The sequence below is a fragment of the Pareuzebyella sediminis genome (assembly GCF_008367235.1).
Lineage (GTDB): Bacteria > Bacteroidota > Bacteroidia > Flavobacteriales > Flavobacteriaceae > Pareuzebyella > Pareuzebyella sediminis.
The window spans coordinates 377,021-397,504 of the sequence record NZ_VTZS01000002.1; the positions used below are offsets into that span (position 1 = coordinate 377,021).

The following is a 20,484-nucleotide window of genomic DNA, read 5'->3' on the forward strand; positions in this document are numbered from 1 at the left end:
CATTGTTAAAACGTAAAGTTTCGATAAATCGTATCCGCAATCAGTTCATGTCCTTTATGATTCGGGTGGATAGGATCGGTATCATAACACTCGACCTGGTTTTTTAGCAGCGGGCTGTGTATATCGATTTCGACCTTTGAAAAAGGATGTTGCATTTCAAGGATGATACGTCTGAATTCTTGCAAGACTTCCTCCTCGTATTTCGGATACGGATTTTTATAGCCGTAGTCCTTGTTGGGATCCAGATGTGATAAAGGAGCCGCCTCCAAGGCTAAGGGAGGAGGTGTCAAAAGAATAGTATTGATGTTGCGCTGCCTCATTTTTTCAAGAAAGGAATACACTCCGATTTTAAAACTATTAAATAGCTTTTCCGAAGGAAGGCCGTAAATACCGTCATTGATACCATAGCAAAAAAAAGCGATATCAAGGGCGGTCTTGTCGAGCAGCCCGTCGAGGCGCTCAAAAAGATAGGGCCGTGGTCCTGGATGGTCCGTTTCGGTCAATCCTGTGACGGTTTCACTGCTTTGGCCGTAATTCAATAGCTTCAAATTCAATTCAGGATGTTCTTTACCTAATCGGGCCTGCAAAATCTCGACATACCCCTTGCCCCCTGCATACGTAATACTGTCCCCAAAAAAGCCGATAACCTGATTTTTAGTGAGTTGAATCTTATCACTTCCTAGGCAGCTTGCCATGGTACTCGCAATTACAGTAAGTGCCGAGCGATGTATAAATTGCCTTCTATTCATTCTTGAAGATGATTATGACGGAGTCTGAGGGCATAGATATTTCATTTTTGGTTTAAATCCAATAAAAATTGCCTTTTAGCCCCACTTTCTCCTTGAAATACATTCGGTGAATTCATCGACTACAGCGTGAATACCGTTATTTCCATGTGCGCTTTAGAAATGCTATAAAATTCCCGTGCATGATATTCACGATATCCATTTCGCTATACCCTCTTTTTTTCAGGAGTTCGGGTATTTTTTGAAGATCGGCAATAGTGTCGATATCCATTGGGGATTGTTCGGTACCGAAACCCCCATCGAGATCGGTACCGATACCTACATGGTTCGAATTTCCCGTAAGCTGACAGATATGGTCGATATTATCGATAATCTGCTCTAGGGAGCAGTTCATGCTTTTGGGAGTGGATTGGCCGCGAACCCAATTGGGTACCATCATCCAGGCATCTAAAACCACCCCGATTACGGCCTCTCTCTGAATTAATTCGTTCAGTTGTTCATCTGAAAATTGACGGTGGTGGTTCACTAGGGCCCTGCAATTGTTGTGACTTGCCCAAATAGGTCCTTCATAGACGGCCATGGTTTCCCAAAAGCTCTGATCGCATAAATGCGTAGCATCGAGGATCAGGTTCAGTTTTTCTATTTCCTTAAGCAATTCTTTCCCCTTGACCCCAATTCCCCCTGAGGCGTTGGTTCCAAAGGCATAGGTGCCAGGGCCATAATGTGCAGGGCCTATGGCCCTGAGCCCCTCTTCGTATGATCGGTGCAGATGGTCGAGGGTAATAATCGAATCGGCACCCTCAAGGCTCAAAATGTATCCTATGGCTTTTTTTCCGTCAGTGTTTTTCCAATATTCTAAATGGGTGTCTAAAGTGTCTACGTCAGTAATCTGAACAAGTTCCCCGATTTCTTCCATGGCACGGTACCACGACAGTTGTGCTTGGGTCTGGGCCCACGCTTGATGGGGGGAATGCCATCCCGGAAGGGGATTGCCTTTTTTTACATATCTCGCGATTTGAGTGGCCATACAAATACCGATATTGCCCGTTCGCATAGCATCGAAAGAGACCGTATTTTTTCCCCGGTCGGGCTTGTCGGTCATTCCGGCCTCGCTTCGACGAATATCGGCCACTGACCATGTCAGGTCTCGGTTCCATTCCATGGCGTTCATGGCTAAATCTAAATGGGCGTCGAATATGAACATGTTAAATGGTTATTTTAGGATTGCGTGCGGCGACCTTCCAAGAATCAACGACTTTGCCTTTCGAGATGACGTGAAGACTTTCATATTTGGCCACGGTAGGGCAAATATGTACGGGGATGGCGTAGCATACGTCACCAACGTTGTAGTCCTTTGCATTTTCACAGGTTACCACCAAATGTTCTTCGCTTTGCCCGGTCTGGGTAAATGTTTCATTATCCATAAAAACCACCCTTGGAAAAGGCATTTCAGAGGCGAGATGCTTATGCCCTAAATCGAGGCATAGAAGGTTAGGAGCGGGCTTACTGATGATTCGCGTTATCAGTACGGCAGCGGGCAGAAAATCCATTTCAGGAAAAAGTTTTCCGTAACCTGCATCCCACAGCAGAGTGGTTCCTGGACTCGCCTCTACACCTTCACGTTTACCATGAAAAGGAAAGGTAGGCGAACCACCTGCCACGATTCCTTTGACTTTGATACCATTGGCCTCAATGCTATGTTTAAGGTCGTTTACCAAGCTGAAGGCTTCATTGCAGTATTTTTCCCTTTCTTGATAGTCCGTGTGGCGTAAATGCCCGTCGTATACATGAAGCCCCATGGGTTCGACATGTGGATGGGCTTCCATGGCAATGAAGAGTTCAAGGGCTTCTTCATCGGGAAAGATCCCTGTTCGGTTCATGCCGTTATTGATGTCTACCCAGAGTGAAATGGAAATAGCTTTTGCCTGGGCCTTTTCCGCCATCAAAGCCAGACTGGTCTTGTTGTCGACAAGAGCGGAAAATGTAACGTCGGGGTATGCCCTTATCAATTCAAAAAATCGTTCTATGTTGGCTCCGACGGGCTGCATGGCATAAAGTACATCACGTGCCTGGCACCTCGCCAACAGTTCGGCTTCGGCAATGGTGGCGCATTTGAATTTCTCAATGCCCTCATCTTGTTGCATCGCTATAATCTCAGCGGTTTTGTGGGTTTTTATGTGGGGCCGAAGGTATTCGGTTCCACCGGCTATGGCTATCATCGTTCGAATGTTGTGTAATATTCTATCACGATCTACCAAAAGACCAGGAGAAACCAACTTTCCGACGTTCTCTACTTCGTACCAACTATCGGTCTTCATAGCGTTTGATGCAGTTCGAACATAGCCTCTATTTCGACTGAAATACCGCCAGGTAATATCATACCAACGGCACTTCGAACCCCTACGCCATTATCTGGGCCGAAAACTTCCGACATCAGTTCACTAAAACCGTTGATGACTAAGGGTTGTTGGCCAAAATCGGGGGTCGAATTGACCATGCCCAAGGTCTTAACAATACGTTTAATATGGTCGAGACTGCCATAATGGGCCTGAATGGTGGCCAACATCGTCAGACCGACCTGTCGCGCTCCCATTTTGGCCTCTTCAAGGCTGATGTCGTCGCCTGCGCGGCCGAGCATCAATGTGCCATCGGGTTTCATCGGCCCCTGTCCCGAAACATAGAGAAAGTTGTCTATGACCAATACGGGTTTATACAATCCTGCCGGTGCCGGTGCCGGAGGCAATTCAAGATTGAGGGTTTTAATTTTTTCTGAAGGTAACATGCTCATACTATTGAAATTTAAATGAAAGTGTTTAAAATTAGTACCCCGATCAGGCCCATGATGCCTACCGTGGTCTCCATAACCGTCCAAGTGCGCAAAGTGTCTTTTATGGAAAGGTTGAAATATTCTTTAAAAAGCCAAAACCCTCCATCGTTTACATGAGATAGCATAAGGCTTCCTGAACCAATGGCCAAGACCATCAATTCGGCACTGGTGCCGCTAGTGGTCATCAAGGGCGCTACAATTCCGGCAGCCGTAAGGCCAGCTACCGTTGCCGACCCAACACTAACACGAATGGCCGTGGCAATGAGCCAGGCCAATACCAAAGGAGATATCGTCGAACCTTCAAGCATATCGCCAATATAATCGCTCACCCCACTATCAACCAGTACCTGCTTTAGCGCACCTGCACCTGCAATAATCAATAGCACCATGGTTATACCCGAAATGGCATCGGCCATCGATTTCATTAGATCATCCATTTTCTTTCCCCGAGCCAAGCCAAGGGTGTATATGGCGACAAGAACGGAAATGAGCATGGCCATGACCGGATCGCCTAAAATCTGGGCCGCCTTTCTAAATAAATTTCCTTCAGAAGTCAAGAGGTTCGTAATAGAGGCGAGGCCAATCAAAAAAACGGGAAGCAAGGCCGTAATAATACTAGTAGCGGTGGAGGGCATCTCCTCGTCTGTCAATATTTTTGGGTTAAGAAACTCTTTAAGGGGAGCGGCTTTCACATTTTTGATCGTCCGAGTAAAAAAAGGGCCGGCCACTACAATGGCCGGAATGGCAACAATAATACCGTACAATAGGGTTTTTCCAATATCGGCACCGAACATAATGGCAATACCCGTGGGAGCCGGATGCGGCGGAAGGTATCCATGGGTCACCGATAGGGAAGCAAGCATGGGAAGGCCTACATAAATTAGCGGGAGACCCGTTGAGGCGGCAACCGTAAATACCAATGGAATCAATATGACAAAGCCAACAGAATAGAACATAGGTATTCCGACGATAAATCCGGTCAATACTACGGCCCACTGAATGTTCTTCTTGCCGAATTTTTCAACGAGTTGGATGGTGATGCGTTGTGCGGCCCCACTATCCGCTACCAATTTGCCAAGCATGGCACCCAGTCCCAGGATAAGCACGAGTTGCCCCAACGTTGTTCCAATACCTGTTTGAATCGATTGAATAACTTTCAAAAAATCCATGCCCTCGACGACGCCGACCAACAGCGATACGACGATGAACGAGATAAATGCGTTCAACTTGAATCGGGCAATCAGGACAAAAAGAAGAATGATTCCGGCAATAACTATGACAAGGGGCATAGGAGGTTTTTAAAAGCTGGTCGTTAAATATACGATTCTAAAAAGAAACTTGAGGCGGGTCTATTTTTGGGTAATTAATTTTAAAAACAGTAAGGTCGCGTCCTATTAGGGAGTCTGCCGAGACGACAACGGCTCGTCAAGATAAGGATGGAGCGTCATTTTTGAAATTTTCTAATTATCTTAGAAATCGATTTTCTAAAACCAACCCCTTACTATGCACCTCTTCTTTAGTTATTCAAGACAGCAGGAAGCCGAAATTAAAGACCTTGTCGATTTTTTAAGTATCTATCATAATTGTTGGTTTGATTCGAACATAGGGGCTGGAAATGAATGGTGGAAAGAAATTTTATCACAGATTAGAAACTGTGATGTGTTTGTTTTTTTACTTTCCAAGGATTCCAATATATCGAAAGCTTGTAAGGCCGAGCTTGGTTATGCCGAAGCCTTGAACAAACATATGGTCATTCTTCAGGTGGAGGAGATAAATATGAGCTTTATCCTTCCCGTGTTAAAGGATAATAATATTACGCCCTATCTGCCTTCCGATCAGGGTAGAAAAAATTCCTTGTTAAGGAATCTAAAACAGATAGAGGACAGCAAGATATACGTACGGGAGAATACGGATTACGATGCAATTCCCGAACCAAAGATTCCTATGTCAGAAATCAGCATGATTCATACCGAAGTGAAATCGGATAGAAAATTGTCTATAGAGGAACAACGTAAGATCTTATTTCAGATAGAACGACTGGTAGAAAAAAAGACGGAAAAATTTGACAATATTCAAGCCATACTCAAGGAGTTTTTGAACCGGGACGATATTAACTACCAAATAGGCAAAAAAATAGATGCCTTGATTTCGACTGCGGAACCGAATTCGAAGGAAAATTTGAATATGCCTGATACCAACTATGATTCCGGAGCCATGAACGATGTGCTATCCATGGTCGAGATTGCAGTAGGAGATAAATCCATCAGGCAGCGGCTGCAAGATGAAATACACAATCCAAACTTTATTTTCGGCAAGTGGAAAAGAGTATTGTCCGTTCAAAATAATCAGAGCCTACCTATTAATGTGGAAGAGTATCTCATTTTCAACAACAATTATTCATTTCAATTGATACAGAACGGTATGCAGATTACATATGGGGGGTTCTCGTACAATGCAGAGTTTCTGACGATTAATTTTATTAATGGGATGATAGATACCCGTTCTTTTCGCTGTTTTAAACAAGAGTTGTTTATTGTTCAATATATGAACTACCTACCTTTCAATGTAGACTGTTATCAGCGGATGGGTTGAACCAAGTAGGGGGTGAACCGATGCATGAGTAAGGGGATAGTAAGAGGGTGATATAATAATGGCCTATCTTGACATGACCTTAAACGGTTTGGTCCGAAAATATTGTCAATATACTTTTATGGGTTTTTCCCATGCCTCGGTCATGTAATAGGGGAGTTGGTAGACATTACCTGTAAAATCCCCAAAATAGAGCCGGGACATACTTAATTCTTTAGGATTCCCATCGGCCCAATAAAATGAAAAAGGTGCTTTGTAATGTAAGGGTCGACGTATGTAGGAATGGTTCAAGGTGCTATTTTTTGTGATTTCTTTTTCTTTTTTCCAAGTGAATCCGGCATCCAAAGATGACCAAATGACTATCTCACCTCCTACGCCATAAGGTTGAGGGCCGTTTTCGGTAGGGCCGACAATTTTCCAAGTATCGTTTTCGATAAATATACTTCCCATATCGTAATTATGGTCGGAAGTACAAACTATTTTAGTGATCCATTGAGTCCCTGTCCAGAAAGTAACACGCCACTCGTACGGTCCATTTTCTGGGCCTGGTTCGTGACCTCCACTGGTGATATATAGACATACGGGGTTTCCGAATCTGTCGAAGGTCATATCTTTTAAATAGACATTCTTTTTTTGATCGTGGTAGTCTATAACCCGAGCGTTGCCCTGAATCGCTGAAAGGGGTAAATCGGTTCTTTGTTTCCCTGCCGAGGTCCAATATTCACCAAAATTTCGGGTCTCGACGTAATAGAGATCGCTTCTTGTGTCCACATCTCCATTGGTATGACGGTTAAAGAAGGTACCAAGAATTTCACCTTGGCGATACGAACTACTGACTTGATAATGACCGCTTTTATTGTCTTTTCCTGAGGGTATTCCTGCCAATTTTTGAGTAGCCGACCAATGTTTTTTATCCGTGCTCGTGGTGAAATAGAGTTCACGAACCCCCGTATATTTTGTAAAAAAAAGAAAGAAACCTGTGTCCGTATTCCAAATTTGTGGGTAGGTGAATTCAAATTCCTCAACGATATTGAATTGGGCTATCGAATAGGGTTTTTCACTCTTTAATACGATGCCGGGGCGTTTTCTGCCTCTTCCACTGACAAAAATCCAGATAAATCCCTCTTGGTCTATACTCAGGGTAGGGTTGTCATGGGGGTCATCGACATTTTCTTTGTCATAAACGATAGTAGGTTTAGAAACTTTTTCAGTCGTATGATCGTAAACGCCGATCATGCACAACAGGTGTCGCTCATTTTCTTGGGTGGTGCCTCCATAGACAAAAAATGTTTGGTCGACTTCGGGTGCGTAAATGGCCAAGGGGATATGCTTGGCCGTATACGTGCCGAGGGCCCCTGAATATTTGTCCCCATAGGGATATTTTTGATTCAGTTCGAACCAAATGGCTTTATAGCCATCGGCTTTTTGATTGCGAAGATTGGCTTCTTGCGCACTAAGAGGTCCGGTGACTACAATGCAAACCCATAGAATTATCAGCTTCTTCATAGGAGATATACAAGAGGTACAATTTAAGAACAAGAAATTAATATTACGTTTCAAATCAGTAGCGTTTCGATATGGATTATTTCTGCATGAATAACTTATTCTTTTTCACATGTGGTTTTAGTAAACCTAGAATAGTGCATTTATGAATTTGAAGCGTTTCGCCAATAAAGATTACATTATTCGACCTAAAAGCTTCATTTTTAAAGGATTTCGAAATAAATGCAAGTTTAGGTCCTAGTTTGAAATATCATTTTTAACTTGTTGTACAAACCGATTGTTATGGAAAAACGACAATTCTTAAAACGCATGGGGCAAGCTTCGCTGGCATTCCCGCTTCTCTCCTTTGGCCTAGATAAAAATTATGTAGCCCCGAGCAGTGCATATCCAGTAGGCGACGATGAAGAATTCTGGAAAAGAATTAGACAAGACTATCTGCTAAAACCTGATTATATCAATCTTGAAAACGGGTATTATAATTTTATTCCTCAGCCTGTCCTGCATAAGTATCAGCGCCATATCGAAACCATTAATTATGAGGCAAGCCATTATATGCGCACGGTACAATGGGATAACAAGGCGCGTGTAGCGCATCGTCTAGCGGCTTTGGTCAATGCCGAACCCGATACTACGGTTATTACAAGAAACGCTACCGAATCCTTGGATTTGGTAATATGTGGTTTTACATGGAAGAAAGGGGATGAAGCCCTTTTTGCGGAACAGGATTATGGGGCCATGCGTCAACAGTTCGAAATGGTTTCAAAGCGTTACGGCACTAAGAATAAAATCGTTTCTATTCCCAATCACCCTGAAAGTGATGAAGAAATAGTAGCTATATACGAATCTAACATTACCGACAAGACCAAATTGATAATGGTCAGCCAAATGATCAACATCACGGGCCAGATATTACCGGTCCGAAAAATATGTGACATGGCCCATGCGCATGGTGTCGATGTGTTGGTCGATGGGGCCCATTGTGTAGGGCATATCGATTGTGATATAAAAGAAATGGATTGCGATTATTACGGATCGAGTCTACATAAATGGTTGAGTGCCCCTCTAGGTGCCGGCCTGTTGGTAGTCAAGAAGGATAAAATATCCAAAATTTGGCCGCTACTAGCCGACTACGAGCGAGAGCCCAACGATATTGGCAGGTTGAACCATATAGGTACTCATCCTGTAGCCACCGATTTGGCCATCGGTGATGCTATTGATTATCTTGATATCATGGGCCTTGATAGAAAAGAGAACCGAATGAGGTATTTACAGCGCTATTGGAGCGATCAATTACGGGACGTTCCAAATATTGTAGTAAATACTCCATCTGATGAACAAAGGAGCTGTGGTATTGCCAATATTGGCATATCGACGATGAAGCCCAAGCAGGTAGAAAAGACGCTACTTGAAGAGTACGGCATATATACCGTAGGTGTCGACTATGCCAATGTGCAGGGTTGTCGCATCACGCCAAATGTATACACCACGACCAAAGAACTTGATGTTTTCATAGCCGCTATGAAAAAGCTAGCCTCATGATGGCTGATGGTTCGAATGGATTCAGGCCTATTCTTTAATTGGTAAAAAGAACCGTTTTCTGCGTTAGGTAGTCTAATGATTGTAAAAACCAATCTGTTTCTTTAACTGTTTCTTGAAACATTGCCGTATTGTTATAGTTAAAAAAACCATGACCTTGTTTTTCATATAATCTCAAGTTACAGCGGCTTCCTACCTTTTCCATGACCATTTTATAGTACTGTGCGGTAACTACCGGAATAAGTTTATCTTCTGTACCCAAAAATAGGATCGTAGGGGGGGCTCCTTTTTTAATGTTGTGTAGCGGAGAAAAGGCTTTATAACGTTCACCGATCCTTTCATAGCCATAACCGCCAGGCCCGTTATCTATGACAGGGTTAAAGAGTACCAAGGCTTGCGGAACGCTGCTGACGCCCAGATTTTCATCGGCGTTGTCATACCCTTCGATGAGGGCTGTCGCTGCAGCAAGATGGCCGCCAGCCGAACCCCCTGAAGCAATGATTTTTTGCGGATCGATACCTAATTCAACTGCATTTTTACGAATGTAGCGAATTGCCGATTTAGCATCTTCGAGGGAATCAAAGGGTGTGGTGCCATGCTGGTTCTCTATTCTGTAATCGGCAAGAAAACAAACTATGCCACGCTGTGAAAAGTATTTGGCATGTTCTACAAATTGGGATCTATTCCCTCCTTTCCAACCACCCCCAAAAAAGAATATCATGGCCGGATACTTTTTGGCAAGCTCCATTTTCAGCGGGTTATAAATTTCTAAAAAGAGGCTCGTGGTATCCGCCTTTTTATACATCACTTGTTCTTGGGCCCAACAAAAATTGATCAAGAAGAAAAAGAGCAAAATATTTAGTAATTTCTTTTTATACATAATTTATATTTCCTCTATATTATTTTTCTGCATTAAGGGCCAAGTACTTTTAGGCCTGACCACAAGTTAGGGTTTTAGAACTAACCCGAAGGCCCAATTAATTGAACCAAACCGCATAACGTTGTCTTCGCAACGAAAGAGCAAGTTTTTTTTCCATCGTGATCGCTTCATCCCGATTCGATAGGGGAGCGATATGATTATATAGGGATGGTCTTAAATAAAGACCATATTTCTCTACAATATTCGAAGATAGTTTGTGTCCATTCTTGTTACGATATCCCGTTTTATGCTGTTCAAACCGTTCACGAGGGGTCTTACTGGTCATGCCAACATATAGGCATTGTAGTACTCCATTAAATTGTGGATTAGCGGCCCTAAACTTTTGGTTTTCGCTAAAGACGCGTTTTGAAAGTTCAACAACATATATGCGGTACTGGTTTTTTGGCATAGATAAGGGAGTGTTCGTAGGTTTAAGGTGTAGGGCACTCTTGGTTTCTAAGTTGAACCTAAAGATAGTGATGTATTATTTAAAATTTATTAGCGAAGTAAAAAGAATGCCAATTTTAAAACGCAAGGCACCGGATTGTGTTCTTTATTGCAAAAAGGCCGCTGTGTTGATAAATTCAAAAAATATTGACGCATCTATTTAGGAACTGAAAAAAATACATTAACTTTCCCTGTCTAAGTGGTTGCAAGGACCGCCATTGAGATAGTATTTAGGCCGTCCTCAGGTGTCTGCTTTGAAAACGATAATAATGATTAAAAAAACAAATCCGTAACATACTATAAATAAATCAAAAATTGAGAAAAATGAGTTCAACAAGAAGGTCTTTCATCAAAAAAACTGCCGTTGCAGGCTCTGGGGTCATTGCTGCTCCGAGCATAGTTTCGGCCAGTGTCTTTGGGGCAAATGACCGAATTAATGCCGCTGTATTGGGGATTAATGGACGTGGAAAGAGTCATATTGAGGGTTTTATGGCCCAAAAAAATGTTCAGATCACGACCCTTTGTGATCCCGATATGAACCTATTAAAAAAACGGCAACAATCTTTTAAGGAAACCTACAATAAGGACGTTTCGTTGGAGCAAGACCTACGAAGGGTAATGGACGACAAAGATATTGATGTTATTAGTATCGCGTCCCCTAACCACTGGCATGCCTTATCGGTTATATGGGCCTGTCAGGCAGGAAAGGATGTATATGTTGAAAAGCCGGGCTCACATAATATTTGGGAGGGTCGAAAAATGGTAGAGGCGGCCAACAAATATGATCGAATAGTACAGCATGGAGTGCAATTGAGAAGCTCTCCTGCGGTGAACGAAGCGATTCAGCTGCTGAGAGATGGATACATAGGTCGTGTCTATATGGCTCGCGGTCTTGTCTTTCGTTGGAGACCGAGCATAGGCGATCAAGGTACCTCTCCTGTTCCGGAGGGTATTGACTATGATTTATGGACTGGGCCCGCGCATAAACGTCCGTTCACCAAGAATCTTGTGCATTACAATTGGCATTGGCACTGGGATTATGGAAATGGTGATGTGGGCAATCAAGGTATTCATGAGACCGATCTTTGTATGTGGGGCTTAGATGTGGGCCTCCCTTCAAAAATCACTTCGATGGGAGGCAAATTCCTTTGGGACGATGCCAAAGAGGTACCCGAGGTTCTTACATCGGTATATAAATATCCTGAGGAAAATAAAATTATACAGTTCGAGGTGCGACCATGGTGTACAAATACCGAAAGTGATGTTACGGTAGGAAACATTTTTTATGGGGATAAAGGTATTCTTGTTGTAGATGGTTATGATACCTACAAAACGTATCTTGGGCAAGATAGAACACCTGGCCAGTCGGGTACCGATGGTGGTGACTCAGGTACTGGAATGGATCGGGGTGCCGGTGGTACCGTAGGCCATTTCACCAATTTTATAGAAGCCGTCCGTAAACATGATAAGAGTATTTTGAACGGTCCGGTCGAAACGGCCCACCTTTCTTCAGGTCTGGCCCACTTGGGTAATATCGCCTATCGTTTGGATCGTGTTTTGGATTTTGACCCAAAAACGGAAACTTTCGTAAATGATGCCGAAGCCGATAAAATGCTTAAGCGTGATTATCGCGAAGGGTTTGAGGTTCCTGAAAGTGTATAGCACGTTTTCTTGGTAATTGCTTAGGTCAATAGATATTTCAGACCCCCTTGCCCAATGAGGCAAGGGGGTCTTTTTTTGTACCCTATTTTTTCCTAAGAACCAAAACTATGGTTACTCCTTTCAATTAGGAAACATCTTTAATGGTGATTGGTGGCGCAAACCTGATAAATGTCATGATTTTTTTGATTTACTTACCTTAATTTCAGACTGTTAAACACCTGAATTATGGAAATCAAGAAGAACCCTAAAGCAGATTTAAATCGAGACAGTGGCCTTTACTTTGTAATCGGCCTGACCATTGTGCTTTTTCTTACATGGAGGGCACTGGAATACAAAACGTACTATAATGACGAGATTGCCTACGAGGTGATGAACGTATCCGACGACCTAAAAGAAGATGTGCCCATCACGGAGAACATCAAAACCCCTCCACCCCCTCCGCCCCCCTCCGCCCCTGAGATTATAGAGATTGTTGAAGATACCGAAGAGGTAGAGGAAACCATTATCGAGAGTACTGAAATGAGTCAGGAAACCGTGGTCGAAGCCCCCATAGAAGTTGACGAAGTCAAAGTCGATGAGATTGAGGAAGAAATATCCGTGCCTTTTTCGGTTATAGAAAATGTTCCTGTTTTTCCCGGTTGTGAAGATTGGGCCTCGAACGACGAAAAGAGAGCTTGCTTTCAAAAGAAAATGCAGGAACATGTGGCCAAGGAATTCGAATATCCCGATACAGCCTTGGAATTGGGTATACAGGGCAGGGTTTTCGTACAGTTCGTAATCGATTCCAAAGGATATATAACTAGCATACGTACCCGCGGGCCCGACCAAAGTCTTGAGCAAGAGGCATCGCGTATAATCGCCGCCCTACCGAAAATGACACCAGGCTTGCAGCGGGGACAAGCCGTGAAAGTGCCCTACAGCATACCGATAAACTTTAGATTGAATTAAAGTTCTGATCGCTTCTAGAAATAGCGAGGCTGACCGATAAGATAGATTTGCATTTTGCAAGTCACTGACGCATTGGGTTAGTGAACTTTTATTTCGAGGTAAAGCAAGTGACTTTTGTAGACTATTTTTACTAAATGAAAAAAGTGATAATAGGTGCGTTCATACTGCTTTTAGCTTTTATCGTTCTTACATACATATCCGTTTCTTCGTCGGACAAGACTTTCGGTACCTGCGAGATTTTAAATTATGACGAAATTGGCTCTCTTGATTTCAGGGCACATGACAGCGTTCTCGTTGCAGCGAGTACACTATATCAAAGTAATGGTCTCAAAGAAATCATGCAGGGCGAGCAATATCGTAAAGTCTGGGCAACGCCTGTCAAGGTCCCTATCGTCTTTTTAGATACGCTGATGGGAGGTATGACCGTCATCGAGAAAGGTGGTGGAAAACAGACCCATTCCTTGAAGTTAAGAGCGGCAGATGGGCGTATATACTCCCTTAGAAGCATCAACAAAGACCCCGAAGCCTTGATTCCTGAATTTGCAAAGGTTTTGGGTCTCGAAAATATTGTTGTCGACGGTATCTCGGCCCAGCACCCTTATGCTGCGGTAGTAGTAGCCAAGTTATCTGCTAAAGCTGGCATTCTGAGTACTGAGCCATCCATCGTGTTTGTTCCAAGACAGTCTATTTTGGGAGGGTTCAATGATACTTATGGAAACAGGTTGTTTCTTTTGGAGCACGAAACCGAAGGAGGTACGAATTGGACACCTTTTACAAATGTGAGCGAAATAGTAGATACCGATGACCTTCAGGAGTTACGAAAAAAGTATGGAAACAAAGTCACCATCGATGAGATTGCCCTCGTTAAGGCGAGGCTTTTCGATATTTTGATCGGTGATTGGGACCGTCACGCGAAACAATGGGGTTGGGTGTTGCGCAAGGATGGAGGACATTTTAAAGCAGTGCCTTTACCAGGAGACCGTGATAATGCCTTTTTCAATATCGACGGACTCATACCCACCTTGCTTGCCAATAAAAATGTGCTTCCAGGGCTACAATCCTTTGAAAAGGAAATAAATTATTTGCCCGGTCTCGTCATGCCGTTCGATGTCTATTTTCTAAAGAAAACACCTTCAAAAATATTTGCGGACGCCGCTAGAGACCTACAATCTGTACTCACCGATGATGCAATCGAGGAAGCTTTCTCAGTTTGGCCCGAGGAAATTTATCGATTGAACGGCGATAAGATTAAAAATACCGTCAAATATAGAAGGGACAATTTGGTCGCATATGCCAAAGAATTTTACAACGAGCTTGAAAAAAGAGACTTTCTTACCGAGCCTTTAAAGGGGTCGGAAGATAAATCTTCAGATGAGGTCACTAGAGCTTGCTTTGAATGCGATTAGGCCAGTCACTTATTTATCCAACTTTCTTTTTTTATTTAACGAATCGAGAAAATGTCTGCGATATTCGGAAGGGGAAGTACCATATTCTTCCCTGAAGATTTTGGAGAGATAGCTTTTACTTGATAGGCCTACCATATGTACGATCTCAGAAATGCTGTAATCGGTATTGAGCACCATATCCTTAATCAGATTGAGGCGTACCCGTTGAATAAACTGGTTTACCGTAAGGCCGTAAAGGTTTTGAAATCCTTCCTGTAATTTATTAGCGTTAATACCAACTTTGTATGCAATTTGATCGATATTGTCCAATGATTCAATCTCTTCATTGATAAGTTGAACGGCTTTTCCGATTTGGGTAACCTCTGATCTGCGTAAAATGGTACGCTTATCTACATCGGCCAAATCATCTTCAAAAAGCAAAATTTGTTTGGTGAGCATTTGGTAGGCCTTTCCTTCAAGAAATAGTTTTCTTAAAAAGTCTTCTCCTTCGAACGATTGCATTTCCCTGAATAGATCGGCCAGTTCAAGACTGTAAAAACCGTCGTGGTAAAATGTTTTTTCCGCATGTACGTCATTGAACAAATTTTGTAGGTTGTCATTCATGGTCACCAAATCGCATTTGATCTTTTCTTGAAATACACTACGCGTAATTTCAAGGCTATTGACCACGGTATGTTCGCTGGCACTGAAATGAAGGATATGACCATTGAAAAAATTACTGGCGACAATGGCCTCTTGATATTGGGTTATTTTATGAATTTCGTCCTCATCTTCGAACCTATGTTCGAGCAGGCCTTCCAAACAATATAGAAACTTTAATGGGTGGACCTCGTTCACCGTAAATTGAAACTCCACATTAGTTTTGAAAAGGCAATCGTATTGTACGATGCCCATACCGCCATCGAAATCTATTCCACGTATATTTCCCTTGCCCAAATGTTTAGGAATATCAATATAGTATTCCCCGCAACTTTCTGTAAAATCCGTGCCAAACGCCTTGGATATATCACCAAAAATTTCGGCAATAGGTAGCGAATTGACTTCAATGGATAACATGGATCTTGTTTTTTATGAATATAATGTAAATGTGGCAGTAAGTACTAAGAAATTGGTGGAATTGACCCAATAGTAGCACAGAATATTCTAAATGTGTTAATGGAACGATGACATCTATTTTTCCTTCATGTTATAATCAATAAGGCGTTGAGGGCCTTCAAGAAGCACTCTAATAACCCTTAGAATACCATCTTCCGTTGTTGCGATTTCCCATTTGATCAAGGATATTTTACCGTTTTCGATTTCAATACCCGTAATGCTCCTTGGATGCACACAGCTACCATCGTTAAAGAAAGGAATGTCGCCGGGTTCAGGAAAGCGAGGCCTATGGGTATGGCCGACGACAGTGACCAAAAGGTGGTTTTTGAGAATCCATTTTTTTATTCTTCGCTCTACCCTCACTAATTCCTTGTAGTTTTTAGCGGGACTCGTAGGGTCGGCAATACCCCATACCTGTAAAGGTTTCCAGAGCACCCTGACCAAGAAGCGGCTCCATCGCCAAAAGGTATAGTTCCACCAGTCGGCCTGGTGCCCGTGGGTCAGGAAAACTTCTTGTTGCGTATGCTTGTGTTTTAGAATGATGGCCTCGTGATAAGCAATACCCTCGAGCAACTCTTTCGATTTTCCATCAATAGGTTCAAAATAACTGCTAAGGTGTTCTTTGACATACTCAGGGTTTTTGTAGACCATGTCGTGGTTGCCCCAAATCATATGAAGTTTACCTTCTAAGTGAAATTTCCGTAATAGGCCATATATGTTTTTATGGGCATCAAAAATAGATTTGAAGTGGATGTTCTCCCACAGTTCGTCGCCATCACCGATTTCACAATAGCTGAATCCTTCCCGATAGTAAAAATTCAGCGCATGGAAATAAATGTTTCTATTGTTGGCAAAATCATCGGCAAAACTATTGTCCCCTCTATGACAATCGCTGAATAATATAAACTTAGAATTATCGTCGAACAATATCGTTTTGGCATTTTTATAGGCACGGGTTAACCGATGGTTGGTAGACATTTTCTTTGCTAAGGGTTAATACACTAAGTTACTGATATTCTCCAATGCAGTTCGTGTAGTCGCTGGTTTTTGAAATAAAAAAGGGGTTAGCCCTCTATCAAACGCATGGCTTTCTACAGCCTTTTACCCTTTGGATTTTTGTGTTAGGGTGATTTAACAATATTCTGTCTTTTGTTTTGTAACTTTAAGTTGGTTTTATCGACCAAGTAAGTAGGTATGGACAAAAACAAGGATATAGAGCTTCCCCTGGTACAGCTCATTAGTTTCAATAAGCTGCTCGAGCGTTACGAGGCCATGGCCCATAGTAACGATACGGGTCAGGCAGATAAGGCGAAAAGGATATTGGAGGCTCAAGCGCCTTATCCTGAATTGCGGGAAGGTTTTGCAGATACCTCACTTTTGGAGAAGCACAAAACGGTCATACATACCATATTGCAGGATGTATTTCCCGAGGTATTGACCAAGAATGAAATAAAGACAGCTTCCTTGCCCTATAATGATGTAATTTTCAATTCGTCGGAGCGTTTTAAAAGAATACTGGAAAACGCGGGAGGGGAAGAGTTTATTCCTGAAAAGCGTGAACTTCCACCAGATGAAATGTATGTAATGGCCTCCACCGTTATACTGAACTTTTATTATGGTTTTCATCTCGACTTTAGACGCCCATTCTTTTATGATATCCCGGATAGCAATGGGGTAATGCGGCATTACCGCATTTTGTACAATGCCGACTTTATAGAAATTCTACCCACAGAGGCATCCAAAGAGTTGACACAAGAAGATGTAGACGAGCTTCTAGATAATTTTGATGATATCGAGCTCTGGAAAGAAAAAATACCTCCGAATAGTTTTATCTCAAAAGGCTTTGTGATTTCAAATATGTTTGACGTAACGGCAGAGCATTCGATATCAGAAATCAAATCAAGTCTGATTTCGAACGACAAACGAGGTGATGGTAGTTTTATCGATGAACTGCAGGATACTTTTAGGTCTTTTTTCAAAGTGCCTGATATTGAAGCCGGTTTTGTGGTCTACGATGCAAACCAAGACCATTTTGAACGTGTGTATGGTAAGGGTGTCAAAAGTTTTATTCTTAGTGAAAAGAATGTTGAGGATTGTAAAAGGGTTTTGTGTGAAGATTCTTATCAAAAAATATTATGTAAGAGTGAGTATTTCTCTATAGCCGATGTCGACAGAAATTATAGGCGCTCGGGAGGTATGGCACCTTACAAAAGCCTTAGGAAGAAGGGCTTTAAGAGTGCTATTTTTGCGCCAATTGCCGATAATGGAAAGGTACTCGGGGTTTTAGAGTTGGCATCGAAAAAGGTGAATGCCCTAAACAGCGTTAATGCCATCAAATTGGTAGATGTAATGCCGTTCATAGTAAGCGCCGTACTTCGCTCAATGGCCGAAGAGGAAAACCTGATCGACGCCGTTATTCAACATGAATGCACCTCGGTTCATGAATCGGTCTACTGGCGTTTTCAGGAAGAGGCAAAGCGATTTATCAAGGAAAGTGTGGACGGACAACAGCCTACCTTTAAAGAAATTATTTTTAAAGATGTACATCCGCTGTATGGTCAGGTCGATATTAAAGACTCTTCTTCTGCCCGGAACTTGGCTATTCAACGTGATTTGATGATAGAACTCTCAACCATCAAGGAAGTGTTGCAAGTAGCGTTCAAACAAAACGGATTGCCCATCTATGAAGAGTTGATTTTTAGGGTCGATAACCATACCGACAGTATAAAAGAAAATCTGCATACGAACAGTGAACAGGCAATTTTTACTTTTGTAAGGGACGAAGTGAACCCCGTTTTTGGTCATTTGAAAAAAACGGATCCTGAATTGGCACAAATGATTTCGGCCTATGAGGCATCTATAGATATGGGTACCGATTCCTATTATGACCATAGAAGAAACTATGATGAAAGTGTACTGCGTATCAATCAAGAATTGGCGGTGTTGATCGATAAGAAGCAGGAAGAGGCCCAAGATATGTTTCCCCATTATTTTGAGCGATATAAAACGGACGGTGTCGAACATAACATCTATGTAGGTGATTCGATTGTCGATAAGCTCGAATTTAACCCCATATACCTCAGCAATCTGCGATTATGGCAGTTACAGGTAATGTGCGAAATGGAGAATGCCCATTACAAGTTAAAGCCAAAGCTGCCGGTGCCTTTAGATGTGGCTTCCCTGATTTTGGTCTACAATACGTCATTGTCCATCCGGTTTCGAATGGATGAAAAGCGCTTCGATGTCGATGGAACATACAATGCCAGATACGAGGTCATAAAAAAACGTATCGATAAATCGTATATAAAGGGATCTGACGAACGTCTTACCCAGCCTGGTAAAATGGTCATAGTCTATTCACAAAAGAAAGATGAGTTGGAATACCTACGTTACATTAAGTTTTTACGATCGAAAGGCTATTTCACCGGAAAAATTGAAATTGTGGAGCTAGAAGGGCTTCAAGGAGTTTCTGGGCTCAAAGCGATACGGGCCGATATATTTTATAAAACCGAGCAGTCAGCAGAACGCACATTCTCCTATGACGATCTGATGGAAGAGCTGAAAGCTTAAGTAGGTAACTCTATAATTCTTTCGGGACCGTAAAATTTTAAGGCAACGAAAAAGGCTATTGTAGATAAGATTATTCCTATCATGAAAATTGTATAGGTCCACCTTAATAATTTATATTTTTTATTTAGGACGACGCCCAAAAAATAGAGGTCTTTAGATAAGGTATTATATACATAAGTTTGGTCTTTGATAAGCTCCTGCATCGCCCATTCGTAATCATTGAGCTTCATTTTGTGAAAATTTCCAAAAAAAAGGAGATTGACTTTTTTCTTTTCAACATCTTCCTTGCTGAATTCCCCTTCGGTAATATTCGGCCGTGTAGCTAACACCGACATCACCATGGAGGCAATACTGAACAATACAAAGATTCCTGTAGGATAGATAAGATAGTCATTGGTAGGATTATCGAGCTTGGGTATTAGATTGGTCAAAAGAAGCGAAATGATGATGGCGTTTACCGATAATAAGATATTGGCTTTGGTGTCGGCTATATCACTAAGTTTCAGGTGGTTTCGCATAGAAACCCGGTACATGGTTTGTATGCCCCTTTCCGGACTTTTGTCTTTTAAACGAACCTTAAGTTCTTCTTTTCTTCTGGTCTTCTTCTGCTTTTTAAGATTTTTGACCAGTTTTTTAAGGTTCTTGTCCTTGCCTTTTTGCCAATTTTGCTTGGCAAAATCTGTATAAAAACGATGTTCGGTCTGAAACATTTTGATGTTGGCCTGTCTCCACTCTTTTTGCGAGAAATTTTTGATGCCCAGTAACGAAAGTTCTTGGCGTAGCATTTCGGAAGTGTCCGCATAACTTGTTTGGCTCAAATGTGAAGAATCTGCATCCCGAATTATTTCCTCTTTGAGGCTTTTAGGGGTATACCCACGTTGCGTGGCCAAAATAAGATTGCAGACCTTGTTTATCATCTCGGGTTTAACATTCTGTGATTCTAGAAATTCGGTTGCGATTTCACAGCTTGTCTCCTCATGATCCTCGGTTCCTCTGGTATATCCCGTGTCGTGTAACCAGGCCGCAACAGTTATAGCATCATTTTCATTATCTTTCAAGTTATAATGGTCCAGTAATTCTTTGCTACTTTTGACGACTCTTTGAGTATGCCTAAGATTATGGTATAAATAGTCATCATCTAGTTTGTTCACGAGCAAATTAGTGGCAAAGTCTTCGGTTTTCGATACTAAATCGGACATACATATTGATTTTGCTTCCAAAATACAAAATATCGAG

General features: G+C 42.2%; 17 protein-coding genes. 6 read left to right on the forward strand and 11 right to left on the reverse strand.

Annotated features, from left to right (window positions below):
• Positions 1-5: 5 nt before the first annotated feature.
• The 5 genes from F2B13_RS08280 to F2B13_RS08300 all read right to left on the reverse strand — a co-directional run bounded on the left by F2B13_RS08280 (position 6) and on the right by F2B13_RS08300 (position 4,862).
• Entirely contained in the window at positions 6-749 is a 744-nt protein-coding gene (locus tag F2B13_RS08280; RefSeq protein ID WP_149274607.1) for an SGNH/GDSL hydrolase family protein, read from the reverse strand.
• Positions 750-885: 136 nt separating this feature from the next.
• The gene (locus F2B13_RS08285) at positions 886-1,950 is read right to left on the reverse strand and encodes a dipeptidase (RefSeq protein WP_149303975.1); all 1,065 of its coding nucleotides are present in this window, start codon (positions 1,948-1,950) and stop codon (positions 886-888) included.
• Between the two features lies 1 nt (position 1,951).
• Positions 1,952-3,064 carry a D-TA family PLP-dependent enzyme gene (locus F2B13_RS08290; RefSeq protein WP_149274609.1) on the reverse strand — a complete coding sequence of 371 codons (1,113 nt, stop codon included), beginning with the start codon at positions 3,062-3,064 and terminating at the stop codon, positions 1,952-1,954.
• The gene (locus tag F2B13_RS08295; protein ID WP_149274610.1) at positions 3,061-3,534 is read right to left on the reverse strand and encodes a RidA family protein; all 474 of its coding nucleotides are present in this window, start codon (positions 3,532-3,534) and stop codon (positions 3,061-3,063) included. The genes F2B13_RS08290 and F2B13_RS08295 overlap by 4 nt, the downstream gene beginning before the upstream one ends.
• Before the next feature lie 11 nt (positions 3,535-3,545).
• Positions 3,546-4,862, reverse strand: coding sequence for a gluconate:H+ symporter (locus tag F2B13_RS08300; RefSeq protein WP_149274611.1), 1,317 nt, complete (start codon positions 4,860-4,862; stop codon positions 3,546-3,548).
• Between the two features lie 214 nt (positions 4,863-5,076).
• On the opposite strand from F2B13_RS08300, the gene F2B13_RS08305 reads away from it, so the two are divergent.
• Positions 5,077-6,165 (forward strand): toll/interleukin-1 receptor domain-containing protein, encoded by a 1,089-nt coding sequence (locus F2B13_RS08305; protein WP_149274612.1) that lies wholly within the window; start codon positions 5,077-5,079, stop codon positions 6,163-6,165.
• Between the two features lie 105 nt (positions 6,166-6,270).
• Here F2B13_RS08305 and F2B13_RS08310 read toward each other — a convergent pair whose 3' ends face one another.
• A complete protein-coding gene (locus tag F2B13_RS08310) occupies positions 6,271-7,668 on the reverse strand; it encodes a BNR-4 repeat-containing protein (RefSeq protein WP_149303976.1) in 1,398 nt (465 codons plus the stop codon).
• Positions 7,669-7,947: 279 nt separating this feature from the next.
• Between F2B13_RS08310 and F2B13_RS08315 the strand changes: the two genes are divergently transcribed.
• The gene (locus F2B13_RS08315; RefSeq protein WP_149303977.1) at positions 7,948-9,204 is read left to right on the forward strand and encodes an aminotransferase class V-fold PLP-dependent enzyme; all 1,257 of its coding nucleotides are present in this window, start codon (positions 7,948-7,950) and stop codon (positions 9,202-9,204) included.
• A gap of 34 nt (positions 9,205-9,238) precedes the next feature.
• Here F2B13_RS08315 and F2B13_RS08320 read toward each other — a convergent pair whose 3' ends face one another.
• Entirely contained in the window at positions 9,239-10,081 is an 843-nt protein-coding gene (locus tag F2B13_RS08320) for an alpha/beta hydrolase (protein WP_149303978.1), read from the reverse strand.
• A 97-nt stretch (positions 10,082-10,178) separates the two neighbouring features.
• Positions 10,179-10,529, reverse strand: a complete 351-nt coding sequence (locus F2B13_RS08325) for a GIY-YIG nuclease family protein (RefSeq protein WP_149274616.1) — start codon at positions 10,527-10,529, stop codon at positions 10,179-10,181.
• Positions 10,530-10,891: 362 nt separating this feature from the next.
• On the opposite strand from F2B13_RS08325, the gene F2B13_RS08330 reads away from it, so the two are divergent.
• The 3 genes from F2B13_RS08330 to F2B13_RS08340 all read left to right on the forward strand — a co-directional run bounded on the left by F2B13_RS08330 (position 10,892) and on the right by F2B13_RS08340 (position 14,583).
• Positions 10,892-12,229, forward strand: coding sequence for a Gfo/Idh/MocA family protein (locus tag F2B13_RS08330; protein ID WP_149274617.1), 1,338 nt, complete (start codon positions 10,892-10,894; stop codon positions 12,227-12,229).
• A gap of 225 nt (positions 12,230-12,454) precedes the next feature.
• Positions 12,455-13,177 carry an energy transducer TonB gene (locus tag F2B13_RS08335; RefSeq protein WP_149274618.1) on the forward strand — a complete coding sequence of 241 codons (723 nt, stop codon included), beginning with the start codon at positions 12,455-12,457 and terminating at the stop codon, positions 13,175-13,177.
• A gap of 134 nt (positions 13,178-13,311) precedes the next feature.
• Positions 13,312-14,583: a hypothetical protein gene (locus F2B13_RS08340; RefSeq protein ID WP_198440099.1), complete on the forward strand. Its 1,272-nt coding sequence runs from the start codon at positions 13,312-13,314 to the stop codon at positions 14,581-14,583.
• 9 nt (positions 14,584-14,592) lie between these two features.
• Here the strand turns inward: F2B13_RS08340 and F2B13_RS08345 are convergent, their stop codons facing one another.
• Together F2B13_RS08345 and F2B13_RS08350 are read right to left on the reverse strand one after the other, a co-directional pair.
• Positions 14,593-15,639: a helix-turn-helix domain-containing protein gene (locus F2B13_RS08345; RefSeq protein ID WP_149274620.1), complete on the reverse strand. Its 1,047-nt coding sequence runs from the start codon at positions 15,637-15,639 to the stop codon at positions 14,593-14,595.
• Between the two features lie 114 nt (positions 15,640-15,753).
• Positions 15,754-16,656, reverse strand: a complete 903-nt coding sequence (locus F2B13_RS08350) for a metallophosphoesterase family protein (protein ID WP_149274621.1) — start codon at positions 16,654-16,656, stop codon at positions 15,754-15,756.
• A gap of 216 nt (positions 16,657-16,872) precedes the next feature.
• Between F2B13_RS08350 and F2B13_RS08355 the strand changes: the two genes are divergently transcribed.
• Positions 16,873-19,248 carry a GAF domain-containing protein gene (locus tag F2B13_RS08355; RefSeq protein ID WP_149303979.1) on the forward strand — a complete coding sequence of 792 codons (2,376 nt, stop codon included), beginning with the start codon at positions 16,873-16,875 and terminating at the stop codon, positions 19,246-19,248.
• Here F2B13_RS08355 and F2B13_RS08360 read toward each other — a convergent pair.
• Positions 19,245-20,447 (reverse strand): Pycsar system effector family protein, encoded by a 1,203-nt coding sequence (locus F2B13_RS08360; RefSeq protein WP_149303980.1) that lies wholly within the window; start codon positions 20,445-20,447, stop codon positions 19,245-19,247. The genes F2B13_RS08355 and F2B13_RS08360 overlap by 4 nt on opposite strands.
• Positions 20,448-20,484 lie beyond the last annotated feature (37 nt).

Excerpts from the sequence above, each read along its gene's own strand:
- F2B13_RS08280 (WP_149274607.1), bottom strand. The coding sequence starts at position 749 with ATGAATAGAAGGCAATTTATACATCGCTCGGCACTTACTGTAATTGCG.
- F2B13_RS08285 (WP_149303975.1), bottom strand. The coding sequence starts at position 1,950 with ATGTTCATATTCGACGCCCATTTAGATTTAGCCATGAACGCCATGGAA.
- F2B13_RS08290 (WP_149274609.1), bottom strand. The coding sequence starts at position 3,064 with ATGAAGACCGATAGTTGGTACGAAGTAGAGAACGTCGGAAAGTTGGTT.
- F2B13_RS08295 (WP_149274610.1), bottom strand. The coding sequence starts at position 3,534 with ATGAGCATGTTACCTTCAGAAAAAATTAAAACCCTCAATCTTGAATTG.
- F2B13_RS08300 (WP_149274611.1), bottom strand. The coding sequence starts at position 4,862 with ATGCCCCTTGTCATAGTTATTGCCGGAATCATTCTTCTTTTTGTCCTG.
- F2B13_RS08305 (WP_149274612.1), top strand. The coding sequence starts at position 5,077 with ATGCACCTCTTCTTTAGTTATTCAAGACAGCAGGAAGCCGAAATTAAA.
- F2B13_RS08310 (WP_149303976.1), bottom strand. The coding sequence starts at position 7,668 with ATGAAGAAGCTGATAATTCTATGGGTTTGCATTGTAGTCACCGGACCT.
- F2B13_RS08315 (WP_149303977.1), top strand. The coding sequence starts at position 7,948 with ATGGAAAAACGACAATTCTTAAAACGCATGGGGCAAGCTTCGCTGGCA.
- F2B13_RS08320 (WP_149303978.1), bottom strand. The coding sequence starts at position 10,081 with ATGTATAAAAAGAAATTACTAAATATTTTGCTCTTTTTCTTCTTGATC.
- F2B13_RS08325 (WP_149274616.1), bottom strand. The coding sequence starts at position 10,529 with ATGCCAAAAAACCAGTACCGCATATATGTTGTTGAACTTTCAAAACGC.
- F2B13_RS08330 (WP_149274617.1), top strand. The coding sequence starts at position 10,892 with ATGAGTTCAACAAGAAGGTCTTTCATCAAAAAAACTGCCGTTGCAGGC.
- F2B13_RS08335 (WP_149274618.1), top strand. The coding sequence starts at position 12,455 with ATGGAAATCAAGAAGAACCCTAAAGCAGATTTAAATCGAGACAGTGGC.
- F2B13_RS08340 (WP_198440099.1), top strand. The coding sequence starts at position 13,312 with ATGAAAAAAGTGATAATAGGTGCGTTCATACTGCTTTTAGCTTTTATC.
- F2B13_RS08345 (WP_149274620.1), bottom strand. The coding sequence starts at position 15,639 with ATGTTATCCATTGAAGTCAATTCGCTACCTATTGCCGAAATTTTTGGT.
- F2B13_RS08350 (WP_149274621.1), bottom strand. The coding sequence starts at position 16,656 with ATGTCTACCAACCATCGGTTAACCCGTGCCTATAAAAATGCCAAAACG.
- F2B13_RS08355 (WP_149303979.1), top strand. The coding sequence starts at position 16,873 with ATGGACAAAAACAAGGATATAGAGCTTCCCCTGGTACAGCTCATTAGT.
- F2B13_RS08360 (WP_149303980.1), bottom strand. The coding sequence starts at position 20,447 with ATGTCCGATTTAGTATCGAAAACCGAAGACTTTGCCACTAATTTGCTC.